Origin of the sequence: Varibaculum vaginae (genome assembly GCF_900604285.1) — a bacterium.
Lineage (GTDB): Bacteria > Actinomycetota > Actinomycetes > Actinomycetales > Actinomycetaceae > Varibaculum > Varibaculum vaginae.
In genome coordinates this window covers 33456-50213 of the sequence record NZ_UWNY01000001.1, presented here as the reverse complement: position 1 = coordinate 50213, position 16758 = coordinate 33456, and the positions used below count along the sequence as shown (strand labels likewise).

The following is a 16758-nucleotide window of genomic DNA, read 5'->3' as shown; positions in this document are numbered from 1 at the left end:
ACCAAGCCGTATGAGAGCTCAGGTTAAGGAAGTAGATTCGGTAGGATTAGAGCATCTGTATCAAGTAAAAGTTACCGATAGAAAGAAAGCTGGTTCTATGCAGGCAATAATCCTGGCGGCAGGAATGGGGTCGCGCCTTAAAGATCTCACCGCGAATAACACTAAGTGCATGGTGAAAGTCAATGGGGTAACCATGATTGAGCGGATGTTGCATCAGCTTGACGCCAAAAGGCTTTCGAAAATTGTGATTGTGACGGGTTATGAGGGACAAAAGCTGGTCGATTACGTCGAAACGTTAGATATCTCTACCCCGGTAAAATTTGTAGATAACCCCATTTATGATCAGACCAATAACATCTACTCTCTATGGTTGGCCAAAGATAAACTCTTAGAAGAAGATACGTTACTGCTAGAGTCGGATCTTATTTTCGAGGATCGGGTACTAGAGGACCTCCTTGAAGATCCTCGTCCTACCTTAGCGCTCGTAGATAAATACGAGTCTTGGATGGATGGTACGGTGGTCAAACTTGATGCAGCTGACAATATTTCTGCGTTCGTTCCGGGGAAGCAGTTTGTTTACCAGGACATTGATTCCTACTACAAAACTGTCAATATCTATAAGTTCTCTAAAGAGTTCTCCACCACGCATTATGTCCCCTTCTTAGATGCCTACACTCAGGCTCTGGGGCGTAATGAATATTACGAGCAGGTCTTGCGGGTTATTACCTTGCTGGATGATCCGGGGATAAAAGCCAAGCGCCTAGATGGTCAAAAGTGGTACGAGATAGATGATGTGCAGGATCTAGATATCGCGTCCTCAATATTCCATCCCGATACCGCCCAGCGTAAGAAACTGTTTGAATCCCGCTACGGCGGTTATTGGCGCTACCCCAAGATGCTGGACTACTGTTACCTGGTAAATCCCTATTTTCCTCCGCAGCGGATGAAGGACGAGATCCGAGCGAACTTTGATTCCCTGCTGGCCGACTACCCCTCCGGGATGGGAGTCAACTCTTTACTGGCGGCAAAGAATTTTGGTTTACGCTCTGAACAGGTAGTGGTTGGAAACGGAGCAGCAGAGCTGATTAAATCTTTGATGACGCAGCTGCCGATGCCCTATGGGGTTGTTAGACCCACCTTCGAGGAATATCCCAACCGCTGCTCGGGAAAACCGGTTATTTTCCAAGCAGATAATCCGGATTTTTCCTACACCGCAGATGATTTGATGGAGTTTTTCGGGAGCAGCGAACAAGGCGAAAACGTCAACGGAGAGCGGATAAAATCCCTGATCGTAATTAACCCCGACAATCCTTCGGGTAACTTCATCCCCCAGGCAGATGCGCTCCGTCTGGCAGATTGGGCGGAAGAAAAGGGGGTAACCCTAGTTCTTGACGAAAGTTTCATTGACTTTGCTGAAGGCCGGGACAATTCGCTACTGAGCCAGGAAATCCTGGATTCTCATCCCCACCTGTTCATTATGAAATCTATCTCCAAGAGTTACGGGGTGGCCGGACTGCGTCTGGGGATTTTAGCGAGCTCGGATACGGCTGCTATCGCAAGTTTTAAGAAAGATGTATCTATTTGGAACATAAACTCTTTTGCCGAGTTCTATCTGCAAATAGAAGAAAAATACCAAAAAGATTACGCAGCTGCCCTAGAAAAAATAAAAGCGGTGCGGGCGAAATTTGTGGAAGGTTTGCACCAGCTTAGCTATCTGCGAGTACTTCCTTCGCAAGCTAACTTTGTAACCGCGGAGGTTCTTGCTCCTCACACAGCAAAGGAGCTTACTATCGCGTGTTTGGAAAATGACCTGATAATAAAAGATCTTTCGACAAAAAAGGGTTTTGATGGGAAACAGTACATTCGGCTAGCGGTTCGTTCCACCCAGGACAATGCCCGCTTACTGGAAGTGTTACGCGGGATTGACGGGTAAGACTAAACATATTTTTGTTTACAAGCAGGAGAAACATAGGAGCTATGAAGGTAATCGGGCACCAAGAGATTGAGGGGCTGCACCTGGATCCTGCAATAATGTGGGATTGGGTTGATGATGCTTTGCGGCATAAATCTGAGATGCTTATGCCCGCGAAAATAAGTATTCATCCCGGGGAAGACCGTTTCTGGAACACTATGCCGATAGTGATGCCAACTTTTGGAATTGGGGGAGTTAAACTAGTCAACCGTTATCCTGGTAGAACTCCAGCTTTGGACGCTAAGATTCTGTTGTATTCTACTGAAACTGGTAAACCGCTTGCCCTAATCGACGGCAATTACATAACGACTATGCGTACTGGGGCAGTGGCGGTTCACAGCGCCGACCTACTTGCAGTTCCAGGCTATCAAGCGATCGCTATAGTCGGTCTGGGAAATACTGCCCGTGCAGCGATGTTAGTTATGGCTCACCGACACCCTGACCGGAAATTCGACATTAGGTTAGTCAAATACAAGAATCAGCACCGACTTTTTTCGGAGCGCTTTAGCGGGTATCCGAATCTTCGTTTTTCTTACTGTGATTCGCTAGAAGAAGCGGTGGCCGGTGCGAAAGTAGTTTTTTCAGCGGTAACTGTTTTCCATGATGATGTGGTATCTCCGGAGGTATTCGAGCCCGGTACTACCTTAATCCCCATCCATACTCGCGGATATATGCAGGCGGATCTGGTTTTTGATCGCATATACGGTGACGAGTTAAGTCAGATAGAAGATTTTAAATATTTTGATCGTTTTCCAAATTTTGCCGAGGTGGCGGAAGTTTTAACCAAGAAAAAACCGGGAAGAACCAGCCTCGAGGAAAGGATTTTGGTTTATAACATTGGAATTGTGGCTCACGACCTTTATTTTGCGAATAAAATTCTAAAGCTGATGTCGGATACACCCTCAGTTAGTTTGAGTGAGCCAGAAGGAAAGTTTTGGGTGTGAGATTGGATGAAGCCTTTCTCCAGGAGGGGATCTGCCTTACAATCCATTAATCTCCAGTGGTAATATACTCCGGTAATCCCCAAGCATAAGGATGAGTTTTATGTCTAAAGTTTTTAACGGTTGCTTCCGGCTAGCAGTGTTTTTGCTAGCTTCTGCATTAGTGGTTCCTCTTTCAGCTCAGACTGCTTACGCACATGAAGGTGTGGGTATTGTCAAAGCTGGTATTAATAAGCAAATCGTTAAGGCGGAAGATTCTTCTCCGGCTGGTGATCGTGCCCAAGAATCTGCCGATGCAGATAGCAATAGTGAAGCGCAGTCAGAAAACACCCAGCAGAATGCCGATGATAAGGGGCAGAAGCAAGGCGAAGAAGAATCAAAAACTATGGAGCGTTCGGCTGGGGCTTCCCGCGGACCAACCATTTTTGTTTCCCATGTGCTTTGGTACGGTGAGTGGAGTAATGAAGTCAGAACCATGCAGCTGGGTCTGGCGCATTATTATCCCGAATGCGTAAATTTCACTCCCGATAGTGGATTTGGGGCTAAAACCCAGGCAGCAGTGAAGTGTGTGCAACGAAAGCTGGGGGTATATCCCGATGGTGGTTTCGGTTTTACGACGACCTTAAAAATGCGTCATGCCGGTATCCCGGCCGCGATTGTCGGTAAAATAGATATTAACTTTAATCTGGTGCGGGGACAGGTTAACAGTGTTTACGTTCGCAATCTACAAACTTGGATGATGGTGAACTATCCAGATGAATGTGCCATTGTCTGGCCGGATACTACTTTTGGTGCCGGCACTGCGAGATGCGTGCGGAATATTCGGCAAAAACTGGGTCTATCTGCTAGCGAAGTCGCGGATAGGAGTTTCGCGGATGCGGTTCGTGAGGATTCAGCAGCGGAAATTTTCATCAAGGACGCCCCGGAACCGAGCCCTAACCATTGGACTAGTGCCACTATGTGGTCTGGTTCGCGGGTCAACAGTGTGCGCGTGTTGCAGCAGGGGTTAAATAAGTATTTTCCGCAATATGCCGGTTTTTGGACTGATGGCATTTTTGGGGGGAGAACAGCTGCTGCAGTGAAAGCTTTTCAGCGGGATCATGGAATCTATCCAGATGGGGGCGTGGGGATGCTAACTGCCAAAGCTCTCCGTGCAGGGGGAGTGCCAGTCTGGGTAATTCCAAGTACCAGGTTCATTAGTGTTATGGGCTATGGTTCTAGCGGTTACAAGGTTGAGGTAGTGCAAACAGCACTTGCTCATTTGAACCCGTCATACTGTACGTTTACCCCGGATGGGTCATTTGGCTGGGGTACGCAGGAATGCGTCAAAAAGTTCCAAAGTGAAAACGGTATTTACCCAGATGGAAAAGTTGGATACTCAACGATACGGGCGCTAAAAGCGAAGGGAATGTACTTTGACTACGTTGGTTCCGGTGATGCCCAATTGGACGCAACCCTTGAGTCTATCCTTGCGCGGCACGGCTCCTTGTCTAGTGCCTATTCCTATGTGGTAAACAACTATCACTATATTGGTGCTAGCGGGAAGCCTTATCCGACTGGTAGCAATTGGGATATCCAATACGCTAAAGAATTTTTCGCCAACGGTGGAGGTAACTGTTACAGCTTTGCCGCAGCCTACAAATGGTTAGCCCGGGCACTGGGGTATCCGTCGGCAAGAGTCCGTTTAGGATACGTATTTAACGCCCGGTGGCCTCACGGCTGGAACGAGATTGATATTTCGGGCACAACCTATATTTTCGATCCGGATGAGGACATGGCATTTAAGAGTTCTAAAGGCGGCTGGGCGTTCTATTACAAGACCTACTGGAATGCGCCGATCTACTATTGGGATTCCTCTAAGAGGCGACTCAACTAGTGGTTTTTAGCACTGTTCTTTTTATATCTTTCTTCTTACCGACGGTTTTTCTCCTTACGCTAATATTTCCTTCGGTAAGAGGAAAGAACGCAGTGCTGATATTGGCCAGCCTCCTGTTTTATTCCTACGGGGAACCCATTTATGTACTATTGATGCTGGTTTCCTGTCTGGCGAACTGGGGTCTGGCGTTGGCACTGGATACTAGAAAAGAGGGCGCGGTACCGGCGAAGCGTAAAGCTATCTTGACGCTGGCGCTGGTTCTAAACCTAGGGGTACTAGGGTTTTTCAAATATGCTGGAATGTTCCTAGGTACCATAGATTCCCTGCTGGGGCTCGACCTAAAAATCGGGGCAGTGGCTTTACCAATTGGGATTTCTTTCTATACCTTCCAGGCGCTCTCCTATGTAATAGACGTTTACCGTGGCAAAATTTCTGCAGCCCGCGATCCCCTGGTGGTAATGCTCTATATCTCGTTCTTTCCGCAACTTATTGCGGGGCCGATTGTGCGTTACCGCCATATCGAGCAACAGATTGCGCAGCGCTTCCTTACCCTGAACGGGGTGGCTTGCGGGATGCGTAGATTTGTTATCGGCCTCAGTAAAAAAGTGATTATTGCTGATTCCTTGGCAGTGGTGGTAGATGGAATCTACGGGAATCAGTCTGGACAGGTAGATTTTTATGCGGCCTGGTTAGCCGCTATCTGCTACGCCCTCCAAATTTACTTTGATTTTTCAGGATATTCCGATATGGCCATTGGGATGGCGGCAATGTTCGGTTTCCAATTCCAAGAAAACTTCACCTACCCCTATATCTCACGTACCATGCAAGAGTTCTGGCATCGGTGGCATATTTCCTTATCGACCTGGTTCCTGGAATACCTATATATTCCTTTAGGAGGAAATCGCAAGGGCGAAGCACGAACAGTTATCAACAAGTTCACGGTTTTTATGCTTTGCGGTCTTTGGCACGGTGCTGCCTGGACCTTTGTGGCCTGGGGTCTATTCCACGGGATATTTTTGATTCTCGAGGAAATAGTCCCTCTCAAGAAGCTTCCGCACTGGGCAGGACACCTCTACACCATGTTAGTAGTGGTGGTATCGTTCGTAGTTTTCAGAGCGGATAGTTTCTCCCAAGCTTTGCAAATATATGCCAAGATGTTTGGTGTCAACCCCGACTCCAGCCTGCCAGCCGGCGCACTCGCACTATCCTATCTAGACCCCTGGACCTTAACTATTTTCTTCACTGCCTTGATTGCCATGCTTCCAGTTACTCAAATCCTGGCTCCGCAAGCAAAACTATGGAAGAAGCTAGGGATTACCAACCCCCCTTCGACCTATACTCCAGCGTTAGTAGATACGCGGATATGGAACCTGCTGCTAACCTTGGCGCTATTAGCAGCCAATTTGCTACTCCTGGCAGCTGGCGGCTACCACCCTTTTATTTATTTCCGTTTCTAGGAGGTGAAGTAAATGCTGATGAACGAGTCCAAATGTTCGCCTCAAAAAAGAAATACCCCGCCAGCAAGACGCGGCAAGAATAACCTGATGCTAATCTTTGTGACCTTAGGTTTATGCCTAATGCTGACTCCCGCACTCTCACATCTGCTCCCCATTAAAAAATGGCAAGAGCCCTCTCAAGAAGCAAAAATAACGACGCCTTCGTTAACTAAGCCGTCTGGCGAGCTAAATATCAACTATTTACAGGATGCAGGCACCTATCTGGAGAAAACTTTTCCCTTAAGAGGGGACATAATTGGGGTTGCCGCTACTTTGAAAACTAGCCTGTTCTCGTCTGCACTGACCAATCAAGTGGTTATCGGTAAAGATGGTTACTTATTCTATGCCGATTCCCTCAACGACTATCAGGGAGTGAATCGATTATCTTCGCGGGGGATAGATAATGCTGCCACTAACCTGAAGATTTTAGGTGGCCAGGCGCAGGCACGGGGAATCAAGTTTACGGTTGCGTTAGCGCCCAATAAGAACACTCTATATGGGCAGTTCATGCCCAGTCGTTACCAGGCAGCAGATTTTAAGCAGTCTAACTTGAATCGTCTGCAGAACAGATTAGGTGCCCTGGGGGTTTCTTACGTGGATCTCACTAAAAAACTTAAAAATAGTGAGGAAGTCCTTTATCAAAAAACCGACACCCACTGGAATTACAAAGGCGCCTACATCGGTGCCGACTATCTGCTTAACCAGTTGCAGGTTGAGAACCTCGCTAAAAATCCGCGGTGGAAACGGGGGGAAGGATTTGTAGGCGATATTGAGAGGATGCAGGATCCTACTTCCACTTTGACAGAACCGAACTGGCGGGCAGAAGGAATCAACGACCTACAGGATTTCCAGGGTAATCTCTGGAAATACATCGGGGATAAACCGGATACCACCGCCGATCTTTTTGAAACAAGAGGGCGGGGGAAAGCGAATCTTTTCATGTTTCGGGATTCTTTTGGGAACTCACTGGTTCCGGTACTTTCCCCGAGTTTTGCTAGTGCCCACTATTCCAAACTGATTCCTTATGACGCTACCTACGCTTTTTCCTTAAAACCCGACGTATTGGTGGTTGAGCGAGCCGAAAGGCTGATTCCATTTTTCGCCACGGAACCGCCGGCAATGGCGAGTCCGCTGAGCACCCTTAAGCCGTATAGATTGCTTGATGCCGCTGCTAACAGTGAGGCTAGTATGACGAAAAACGGGATATTTAAGGTTATAGATGGAACCATTCCTGCCCGGCAACGCCAAGCTGATGTGGAAGTATTTGCGAGAGTAACGATACCGGGGAACGAATTCCAGGGGGCTCAGGTGCGAGATTATCGCGGATACAGGCGCTCAGTTACTAATCATTCACACCGGATTGTTAATGACTATGGTTATCGGTTCTATCTTCCAGAAGCTGAAGTTCCTAAAGGAGCGGATATCAAGATTTATGCAGTGAGCAAAGACTATGGTGCTCAGGCTAAGAAAATAGCGGCAATAACAGGAAAGTAGAAGCCAACTAGGGCGCTTCGGGAGAGCCTTTAACGTGCTTTCCGAAAATGTTGGATAATTAAAAATTGAATTTAGTTATGTTCAGAAAGGCTAGAAATGGTGTCTGTGCTTAAAAATAGCGCGAAAAAAATTGTTTTGCTGTTAAGTGCTTTAGGTCTGATGCTAGCTTTTACCGGATGCTCCGCGAGTGCTCCCCAAAAAGCAAAAGCTCCTCAGGAGGAAACAGCTGCCAGTGTTGTGATCGGAAAAACCGGCAAAGGCTCAGTTAAAACTGTGGTAAGGAACAAAACCGGTAAAGCTATTAAAGAAGTTTCTATTAGGCAATCGGGTGATGGTGAATTCTCTAAACTAGATTTTTCGAAGGCTTCAGAGTTTAAGAATACAAAACTTGCTGAACTCAATATTCCCGCAAAGTACTTGAAAGATTCTGCAGATGCGGTAGAAAAAGATGGTGATCCGGGGGCTGCAAAAGTAAACCATCGGCATCTTATTGATTTATCGCTCAGCTTTTCTCAAAAGGAAAAACATGAGGTTGACCAGCTTCCGGTGGAAACTTTGAAAACCCTAAAGAAAGCGGAACTGCGCTTTGATGCTGAATCTGATTTGGTTTATTTCGCGGGCGAAACCAAGAAGGGCGAAAAGTTCAACACTCTAGAATCTCAGAAGGCTCTAAAAGCGGCGGCAGAAAAAGCTCAAGCCTATAAGGAAGCAGCAGAAAAAGCTGCAGCGGAGAAAAAAAGGCAGCAGAAAAAGCTGCAGCGGAACAGGCAGCGGCGGAACAGGCAGCGCAACAGCCTAATACTCAGAATTACAATCCCCCTGCCCCACAACAAAACTCGCAACCCAGCAACCCTCAACCTCAAAGCAATAACGTAAATCAGGAATCTAATCCCTGCGCGGGAGGAGATCCCGGTTGGCGATGATTGGGATCGCTCTGGTAGCTGGGCGCTGGATTCGGTGCGCTAGTGTCAGGGGTTAAAGACTAAAAAACGTTCTATGTTTTTTAGAGGCGGCGAGGTTTTCCTCGCCGCCTCATCTTATTTGCGCCAGGTGCGGTTTGGACTATCGAGGACGCGCGCAGATTCTTGCAGGGAGAGGCGGTCGAGTTTTCCGCTGGGCAGCATAGGGAAATAGGGGAGCAACACCACCGCGCGGGGGAGATGGGAAGGTGGTAGAGTCCCACGCAACGCTGCTCGCAGCTGTGACCCCAGATGGATGGGATTTAAGTTTTCCGGGGTCAGGTTGGACTTGGAGAGTAAGGACTCAGAAAATACTGCGCAAAGGATTTGGCCCCACTCATCATCGGGGAGTCCGCAAAACTCAATGCCCACAAATCCAGCCTCTTCTGCAGCCCGCATCACCAGGGGTAGCGAAATATTTTCCCCACCAGAAATAATGGTTTCATCGAGACGCCCTAACACCTCTAGGTGGGCGGGGGTACTTGAATCAATAGTTACCCCTGTGGCTTCCCCCGCGTCCTTGTCCTCAAAGACGATCTTGCCGGCATCATTAGTAACCAGCCAAGTTGTACCTGATATTTCGCGGAGTTCTGAATCTGATTCTGCTTCCAAATATCCGTTCATTAAAGTGGGGGTGGAGAGCCAAATCCTATCCTCATTAACTGCAACTTTGACTCCCGGTAAAGGAATACCGTCATAGATGCACCCCCCGCAAGTTTCGGTCATGCCGTAGGTGGTCACTAGACTTAGTCCTTGCTCGCGCCCTGCAGCAAGTAGCGAAGGTGAAATGCGTGCTCCTCCCACTAAAATTGCGGAGCAAACCCGTAGAATTGCGAGGGTTTCTGGATCGGCGAGGGCGCGGCGAAGCTGGGTGGGAACTAACGATAGGTAAACAGGGGAATTCGTAGGGGAAATGCTCTGGAGCGCCTCCCGGAGGCGGCTAAGCTTGAAACCGCCGGTCATATCGATAGTTACTGGTTCAGTTCCCCCCGCGTAAGCGCGGGCAATCACTTGGAAACCAGCGATATGATCCCGCGGTAGCGCCGACACCCAAATACCAGTTCCCCCCAAACGCTGCGCGGTCGCCTGGTGGGAGGCATGTAAAGCCGCTAGAGAAATCCCAACTAGGCGCCCTCCAGGTTTGGTAGATCCCGAGGTTGAAAGAATAAAGCCTGTCTGGTCAGGTAGGCGACGTAAGCGTTGTGCCTGTTGGCGTGCCCATGAGAGATTGAGCTGGTCGGTACGTGCTGGGAAAAATATCGGTTGGTGATCGGCAAGGATCCGCAACGCAAAATATGGTTTTGCCGATTTGGCAACCGCTGATAAATCGATGGTAGGGAGGGAAATAAATTTATCCGGCCAGAGGGCCGTGCGGAGTGCGCTAAAAAATAAGGTATCGTTATCGGGATTATCGGATACTGGCAGGAAAATAAGCGGTCGCGGGAGCGTGGCTGCATCTTTGAGGTTTTGTCCCGCTGCCTTATCTGCGTCTACTTCGCTTTGCAACCAGATAATTTGCGGAGCGACTTTTTCTTCTTCAAGCCGGTCTTCTTTACCGCTATTGTCGGTTTTAGGAGCTAAAACTTCGCTGGCTTCTCGAGCCTTAGCGCTCGGTGGGGGAACAATGCGCACAGTCAACCTCCGAAAATAACCGTCGCCGCCCAGTCTATCGCCACTCCCAGCCTTCCCAATTTAAATGCAAGGGCTAGGTTTTCTCCTGGGGGCGGGTTGGGCCGTAAAAGCGCTCGGGGGACCCCGGTGAGCCTTGCTTCGCTCGGCTCAAGCCCCCTCTCGCATCTTTTACAGCTCGACCCGAGGTAGGTGGTACCAGCGAGCGTGGAGCCTAGGTTTTATCCGAATAGGCTAGGCGGGCGTAAAAATCGGGCAAAGCTTTGTAGCCTTGCCCGATTTTTTGGGCGGGAGGAAAAACCTAGGCTTCGCGCGGAAACTGCAGGGGGAAACTGATCCCCCGCGCTGAACCCGGAGTGCTTTTACCGAGCCAGACCTGGATCGAGGTATGACATGAATCTGCTTAGAAGGGAGGGAAAACTTGTTGCCTTGAGTGGACGCCTTGGCGGAAAACTTGGGAGAGCAGCTTGCGCGGTAGGCTGGGGGTATGAGCCAGCTTGAATATGTTTCTGATACTTTCGACGCGCAACGGTGGATTCCGGTTCCCGGCTTTGAAAAGCTAACCGACCTGACCTTTCATCGAGCAGTGGCGAAAGTGGGTAATCCGGATGCTACCCCTTCCGCGTCCTCATTCGAATTGGAGGAGCAAGAAAAACCCTATAAACCGGGACGGGATCGCTATGAACTAAGTCAACTAGCGGCTACCGAACTGGCAGATCGCGGGGAAAGCGGGCATGAACTTCCGGTTTTGCGGATTGCCTTCGACCGGCCGCAGGTTCGCAATGCTTTCCGCCCACATACCGTAGATGAACTGCTGGCTTGCCTGGAATATGCGCGCAGTGCCGCCGATGTGGCCGCGGTAATCCTAACCGGGAACGGTCCAAGCGATTCCGATGGGGGCTATAGTTTTTGTTCTGGTGGTGATCAGCGGATTCGTGATCGGGATGGTTATCGGTACGAGCGGGAGGGGACCGACCCGGACGCGGAAGTTTCCCAGCGGCGCCAAAACTTGGATTTGGCACGCACCGGACGCTTGCACATTCTGGAAGTGCAGCGTCTAATCCGAGCTATGCCTAAACCAGTAATTGCTGCAGTTCCGGGTTGGGCTGCCGGGGGTGGGCACTCCCTGGTGGTGGTCTGCGATTTGGCGTTGGCCAGTAAAGAACATGCCCGTTTTAAACAAACTGATGCGAATGTGGGTTCCTTCGATGCGGGTTACGGATCGGCACTGTTAGCGCGGCAAGTTGGAGACAAACGAGCGCGGCAAATCTTTTATCTAGCGAACACTTATGATGCTCAGCAGGCGGCAGATTGGGGGGTGGTTAATGCGGCAGTTTCACACCAGAAACTAGAAATCGTCGCACTGGAATGGGCGCTGACTATTGCTCGCAAGTCCCCACAGGCTATCCGGATGCTAAAATACGCGTTTAACTTGGCGGATGATGGTTTGCTGGGACAGCAATTATTTGCCGGGGAGGCTACTCGTTTGGCGTACACTACCGATGAAGCTGAAGAGGGACGGCGAGCCTTTTTGGAGCACCGAGAACCGGATTGGTCAAACTTCCCCTATTACTATTAAATTTTTCAAGGGTGAAAGACCCAAGATAAGAAGCAAGTGGATTGAAATAGGTAGTGGTAATCGAAAATTATCGTTTACAACAATTAGAACGATAGCTAGAGGTTTTAAGGGAAAGAAATGGCAGGAAACATCAGCACCCCGATGCTAGTTGAGGTACCGGCTTCACAAGTCAGCAACCTTAGTAAACTATTTAATTATTCCGAGTATCCCCCTATTGAAATTGATCAGGCTCTGGTCTATTCCCTACCTTTAGTAAACCGTTTCCGTAGGATAATCGTGCGTGAGGGGGTGTTGTTGCGTTCGGGGAACCGTTGGGGTGAGTTTGCTCCCTTCTGGGATTATGGGCCACACGAATCCAAACGTTGGCTCTGGTCAGCAGTTAATGCCCTCACCGAGGAGTTGCCTGCACCGCTACGGGACAGCGTCCCCGTGAACGTGACGGTTCCGGTGGTTTCCCCCAACCGTGCTGGGCAAATCGTAGAACAAAGTGGCGGATGTCGAACCGCGAAAGTCAAAGTTGCAGACCGTGGAACCGTGCTCGCCGATGACGTTCAGCGAGTTAAAGCCGTGCGTGCCGCTCTAGAAAAACAGTTCGGGCAGGATTATCGGATTCGGGTAGATGCTAATGGCGCGTGGAACCTCGCAGAAGCTAAGAACGCAATCGCAGCCTTAGACGAGGCCGCCGGGGGACTGGAATATGTGGAACAGCCTTGCAAGAGTGCGGAAGATCTTTTAGCGCTACGTGCAGCTACTTCGGTGCCGCTAGCGGTCGATGAGCTGATTCGCCGTTCTCCGGATCCGCTCGCAGACCTACCGGCAGGTTGTGCTGATGTGATGATAGTGAAAATTCAGCCCTTAGGAGGAGTGTCAGCAGTTATCGATTTGGCGAAGAAAGCTAACGCCCGCGGCATGGATGTGGTGGTTTCTTCCGCAGTCGATAGTGCGGTGGGTATCGGTTTGGGGGTGCGCGCTGCTGCCGCGATGGCGCAGCTGCCACATGCCTGTGGCCTGGCCACCAGTCAGCTGCTTAAAGCTGATGTTTCTCGCCAACCTTGGCAGGTGCGTGCAGGCCAATTAGAAGTGCGGGAAGTGGATATCAACACCGATTTAATTTGTGCTCCCGACAATGATGATCGCCGTGATTTGGTAGAACGTTGGAGTCAACGGGTGCGAGACGTGGCGGAGGTAGCTAGTCGGTGAGTGACGTTTCTGGCTCCTGTCATCCCTCCCAAGTTGCTCACAGTTTGGACCTATCCGAAGGGAACCTTGAATCGGCCACGGCCTTGGCGCGGCTGGCAGTTAGCGAGTTGGTGCGCGCCGGAGTGCGAGATTTCGTGATTTCTCCCGGTTCCCGTTGCGCGCCGCTCACCTATGCGGTGGCGGCGTTAGCACAAGCAGGAATAGTGCGTACCCATATTCGTTTGGATGAACGTTCCGCAGCTTTCTTTGCCCTGGGACTGGCCAAATCCGGAATTTATCATGACGAGGACGCGGCCTATAGGCCGGTAGGGTTGGTGGTGACTTCGGGTACGGCTGTGGCCGAGTTGCATGCGGGAATGTTAGAAGCTTTCCACTGTGGTATTCCCCTGGTCGCTTTGACCGCTGATCGTCCCCGTTCTGCTCGGGGTGGCGGAGCAAATCAAACTACTTGGCAAATGGGAATTTTTGGGAATGCCTGTCCGGTGGCACTAGATATTGACGCCAGCGAGGATAACCCGGGTACGGTAAAAGAAAGTCTTCACACTGCTTTAGACGAGGCTTGGGGTACGGGGGCTACAGTACGCGGGCAATTGTGTCCTCTACAGCTGAATTTATGTTTCACGCCGCCTTTGGTTAGCGACAATTGCTGGCAGATTCCTAGCCAGCTACAGGATCTGGCCTCTGGTAAAGCTGCCATGGTAAGTTCCCTGGAAAGTCCGCGAAAAACGCTGGACATTCCTGAGGAGAAAGGGGAGGCTCCCCAAAAGACCGCCAAAACGGTGGTGGTCTTAGCTGATCAATGCCCGCCGCAGGTGGTGCAGGCGGCTCAGCAATGGGGACTCCCGGTACTGGCGGAACCGACGGTGTGTCTAAGTCCTGGAAATCCGGTGCAGATTGCACATGCGCCGCAAGTATTATCTGCTCTTGCTGAAGAAGTTGAACAGGTGATTGTAGCTGGTCATGCAACTTTATCGCGTCCGGTAAGCGCTCTGCTGTCCCGGGAAGATATCCCGATTTACCGACTGCCTAGTTTAGGAGCGGTAACTAACCTCACTGGAAAATATATCGATACTACCCCGGAGCAGGTGGTTAAGGTATTTCCGGCAATGTCTAGCCCGAGGTGGCTGGAACGTTGGCGTGAAGTGGCGCAGGCAATCGAACACGCCTACCGCAATTGTGTAGATGGGAGGGCGGTCACCGTGTGGCAAAATGCCAACTACGCTGCGCTCGACCCCCGAGACCCACCGCAAGTAGTAACTGACGTGCAGGGTAGATTCTCTGGACACATGAAAAATCATATTTTTGCCACCTCTGGTGAATGTGGACAAGGTGCGAACGAAGTCGCTCATCGTCTCCGCATGTCTTCTCCCGAAGGTGCCCAAGAACTCGGCGACAACCTGCGTGAACTGGAAATGGGGATAGATCCTTACGCTCTCGCCCGTATCTACGAGGATGTCTATGAGGAGTGGGCCTACCAAGATCCCAGCAAATCTTTCAGGTCGGACATTGCCAGTAGCGATTATGTCCCGGAGGCTAGTCGTTCAAGTAACGTGCTGGCCAAACCGAATGGGAAAAAAGTAATCGCTGCCAGCGCACCTCCGCTAACCATGCTAGGCGCCTCGAACACGATTCGCGCTTTTGATTTGGCCGCGCGCGGGGATCGGGGGATTACCTATTGTGCGAATCGGGGGCTTTCTGGCATCGATGGGAATATTGCTACCGCTTTGGGGTTAGCTGCTGGAACTGGCCATCCAGTGAGGTTGATTGCTGGTGATTTGACTTGCCTGCACGATTTAACCGGGTTGCTCGGTGGTCAGTTAGAGGAGGCGCCTACCGTACAGGTGATGGTACTTAATGATGGAGGAGGACGCATTTTCGCGACTCTTGAACATGGTGCTGCTAGTAATCAGGATGTATTTAAGCGTTACTTTTTGACGCCACAGCGTTTCGACCTCTCTGCCCTGGCAGCTGGTCTTGGCTGGGATTATCGCCGTGCCCAAGATATAGAGGAATTGAAAGCGATTCTATGTGAAAATCCGCGCCGGGAAATCGTAGAAATTAATGCCTATTTACCGGATCTGCGTTGTCGCCGGGCTGCTTTGGATTCTGAAATCCTTAGGGAGTTAGCAGTTTTCTAAGAGGTAGTGGATTCCTGTAGGGAGACAACAGGTTTTGTTTTTCAGATGTAAGAATATCCTGCAGTGGCATTGGAAACGAGATTAAGGCAGAGTTGCAAAGGAATATCGGGATTAGAGCTGAATATCTAAGCATCAAAGAAATCCTGAATGAACTGGTAGCAAGGGTAAAAAATTTTAGGCAGCCAGAAAACTCTGACTGCCTAAAATTATTTAGAATTTATTTTTAAATGCTCGCATTCCTCCGGCGAGAGGCAACCAGGGCAGCACCTGCAGCTGTCATCAAGACAGACATGGGGATTGCCAATAGGGAATGGCTGCCGGTAACCGGGGTTTCTGCCACTTCCTGATGATTCTTTTTAGCGGTTTCGCCGCCTTTGGATTCGGCTGCTTTCGCGGATGTATTCCTATTATTTGCGGAAGACTGAGGGGTGGGAGTAGTTTGCGGCGCCGGGGCAGGCTCTGGTGCGGGTAGCGGTGCCGGTTGGTTATCTGAATCAGCAGGTTGCTCAGGCTGCGGATCTTCAGGTGTGGCGGTTTCATCTTTTGTCCACTTCGCATACACAGTGGTGTCCTGACCTAAGGTCACTTCATCCATTTTTTGCGTCAACTCTGGCTTGCCATACCAGCCTGCGAATTTAAAACCAGCCTTGGTAGGTGCATATTGAGTCAAGTCAATAACTGTATTTAGCGGTTTAGTTACCGCGGCGATAGGAGTTCCGCCATTAGTCTCAAAGGTAAGAGTGTGATTTGCGGGAATGCGATTCAGGTCGAATGTAGCTATCTTATTAACGGGGTCGTATTCAGCTGCAGTTTCACCTGTTTCTAGTTTAATGTGATCCTGGGTTAGTCCATTAAAATCATAACCAGCCTTGGTAGCGGTAAAGCCGATTTTAACGCGATATTTAAAATCGTGAGCAAAGGTACCGGTGGCATCTTTCCAAGCATTCGCATTTGGATCAGCCTGTAAAATCCTTTTCGATTCAACACCTACATTATCAGTTTGCGAAGCAACTTGAACACCATTCGGGGTTTTCCCAAACTCGTAGTCAAATAAGCTGAATTGCACCGCAGTGATGTGTTTGTTTTCTGCAGGATCTTGAGCCCAGGCTTTCCCGGTAGAACCCGTAAAAAATAATGATGTCATCGCAAAAAGTGTTGCCACTATCAACGCAAGCAAGCGGATAGACCGTTTGTTTTCGTTCATTTATTTTCCCTTCGATTGGTTAGGTGGAAATATTCTTGAGGGGTAACTCTTTTTATTAGGACAAAACTACCGGTTAAAAAAGGTGGTGTAAAACTTTTGTTTCGTTATTAAAATAAAGGATTATATGCGATTGACCTGCTAATATAGTTGTCAATACCTTAGGGTGCGTGAAAAGATCCACAATTGTTTTTACTTTTTATTATTTAATTACCCCCATAAGTCCTATAGCGTTTCCAATACTTTTAATAGATCTTTAATTTCAAAATCTAA

Annotated in this window: 11 protein-coding genes; 9 read left to right on the top strand and 2 right to left on the bottom strand. The window is 49.5% G+C overall.

Annotated elements, in window-relative coordinates:
* The first annotated feature begins 10 nt into the window (after positions 1-10).
* From EFB02_RS00195 to EFB02_RS08735, 6 genes are all read left to right on the top strand, one after another.
* Positions 11-1933, top strand: a complete 1923-nt coding sequence (locus EFB02_RS00195) for an aminotransferase class I/II-fold pyridoxal phosphate-dependent enzyme (RefSeq protein ID WP_234992670.1) — start codon at positions 11-13, stop codon at positions 1931-1933.
* A gap of 44 nt (positions 1934-1977) precedes the next feature.
* Entirely contained in the window at positions 1978-2916 is a 939-nt protein-coding gene (locus EFB02_RS00190; RefSeq protein WP_122819304.1) for an ornithine cyclodeaminase, read from the top strand.
* 100 nt (positions 2917-3016) lie between these two features.
* Positions 3017-4789, top strand: coding sequence for a peptidoglycan-binding protein (locus tag EFB02_RS00185; RefSeq protein WP_160115333.1), 1773 nt, complete (start codon positions 3017-3019; stop codon positions 4787-4789).
* A gap of 92 nt (positions 4790-4881) precedes the next feature.
* Complete coding sequence (locus tag EFB02_RS00180) at positions 4882-6246, top strand: MBOAT family O-acyltransferase (protein WP_200831512.1); 1365 nt, start codon at positions 4882-4884, stop codon at positions 6244-6246.
* A gap of 87 nt (positions 6247-6333) precedes the next feature.
* Positions 6334-7779 (top strand): alginate O-acetyltransferase AlgX-related protein, encoded by a 1446-nt coding sequence (locus tag EFB02_RS00175; RefSeq protein ID WP_160115332.1) that lies wholly within the window; start codon positions 6334-6336, stop codon positions 7777-7779.
* A 99-nt stretch (positions 7780-7878) separates the two neighbouring features.
* The gene (locus EFB02_RS08735) at positions 7879-8655 is read left to right on the top strand and encodes a hypothetical protein (RefSeq protein WP_200831511.1); all 777 of its coding nucleotides are present in this window, start codon (positions 7879-7881) and stop codon (positions 8653-8655) included.
* Positions 8656-8816: 161 nt separating this feature from the next.
* On the opposite strand, the gene EFB02_RS00170 is transcribed toward EFB02_RS08735, so the two are convergent.
* Entirely contained in the window at positions 8817-10370 is a 1554-nt protein-coding gene (locus tag EFB02_RS00170; protein ID WP_160115331.1) for an AMP-binding protein, read from the bottom strand.
* A 484-nt stretch (positions 10371-10854) separates the two neighbouring features.
* Between EFB02_RS00170 and EFB02_RS00165 the strand changes: the two genes are divergently transcribed.
* The 3 genes from EFB02_RS00165 (at position 10855) to EFB02_RS00155 (ending at position 15284) form a co-directional block, all read left to right on the top strand.
* Positions 10855-11946 (top strand): 1,4-dihydroxy-2-naphthoyl-CoA synthase, encoded by a 1092-nt coding sequence (locus EFB02_RS00165; RefSeq protein WP_122819296.1) that lies wholly within the window; start codon positions 10855-10857, stop codon positions 11944-11946.
* Positions 11947-12063: 117 nt separating this feature from the next.
* Complete coding sequence (locus EFB02_RS00160; RefSeq protein WP_200831510.1) at positions 12064-13146, top strand: o-succinylbenzoate synthase; 1083 nt, start codon at positions 12064-12066, stop codon at positions 13144-13146.
* Entirely contained in the window at positions 13143-15284 is a 2142-nt protein-coding gene (locus tag EFB02_RS00155) for a thiamine pyrophosphate-binding protein (RefSeq protein WP_122819294.1), read from the top strand. Before EFB02_RS00160 ends, EFB02_RS00155 begins: the two co-directional genes overlap by 4 nt.
* 223 nt (positions 15285-15507) lie before the next feature.
* Here the strand turns inward: EFB02_RS00155 and EFB02_RS00150 are convergent, their stop codons facing one another.
* Positions 15508-16488, bottom strand: coding sequence for an InlB B-repeat-containing protein (locus EFB02_RS00150; RefSeq protein ID WP_122819292.1), 981 nt, complete (start codon positions 16486-16488; stop codon positions 15508-15510).
* Positions 16489-16758 lie beyond the last annotated feature (270 nt).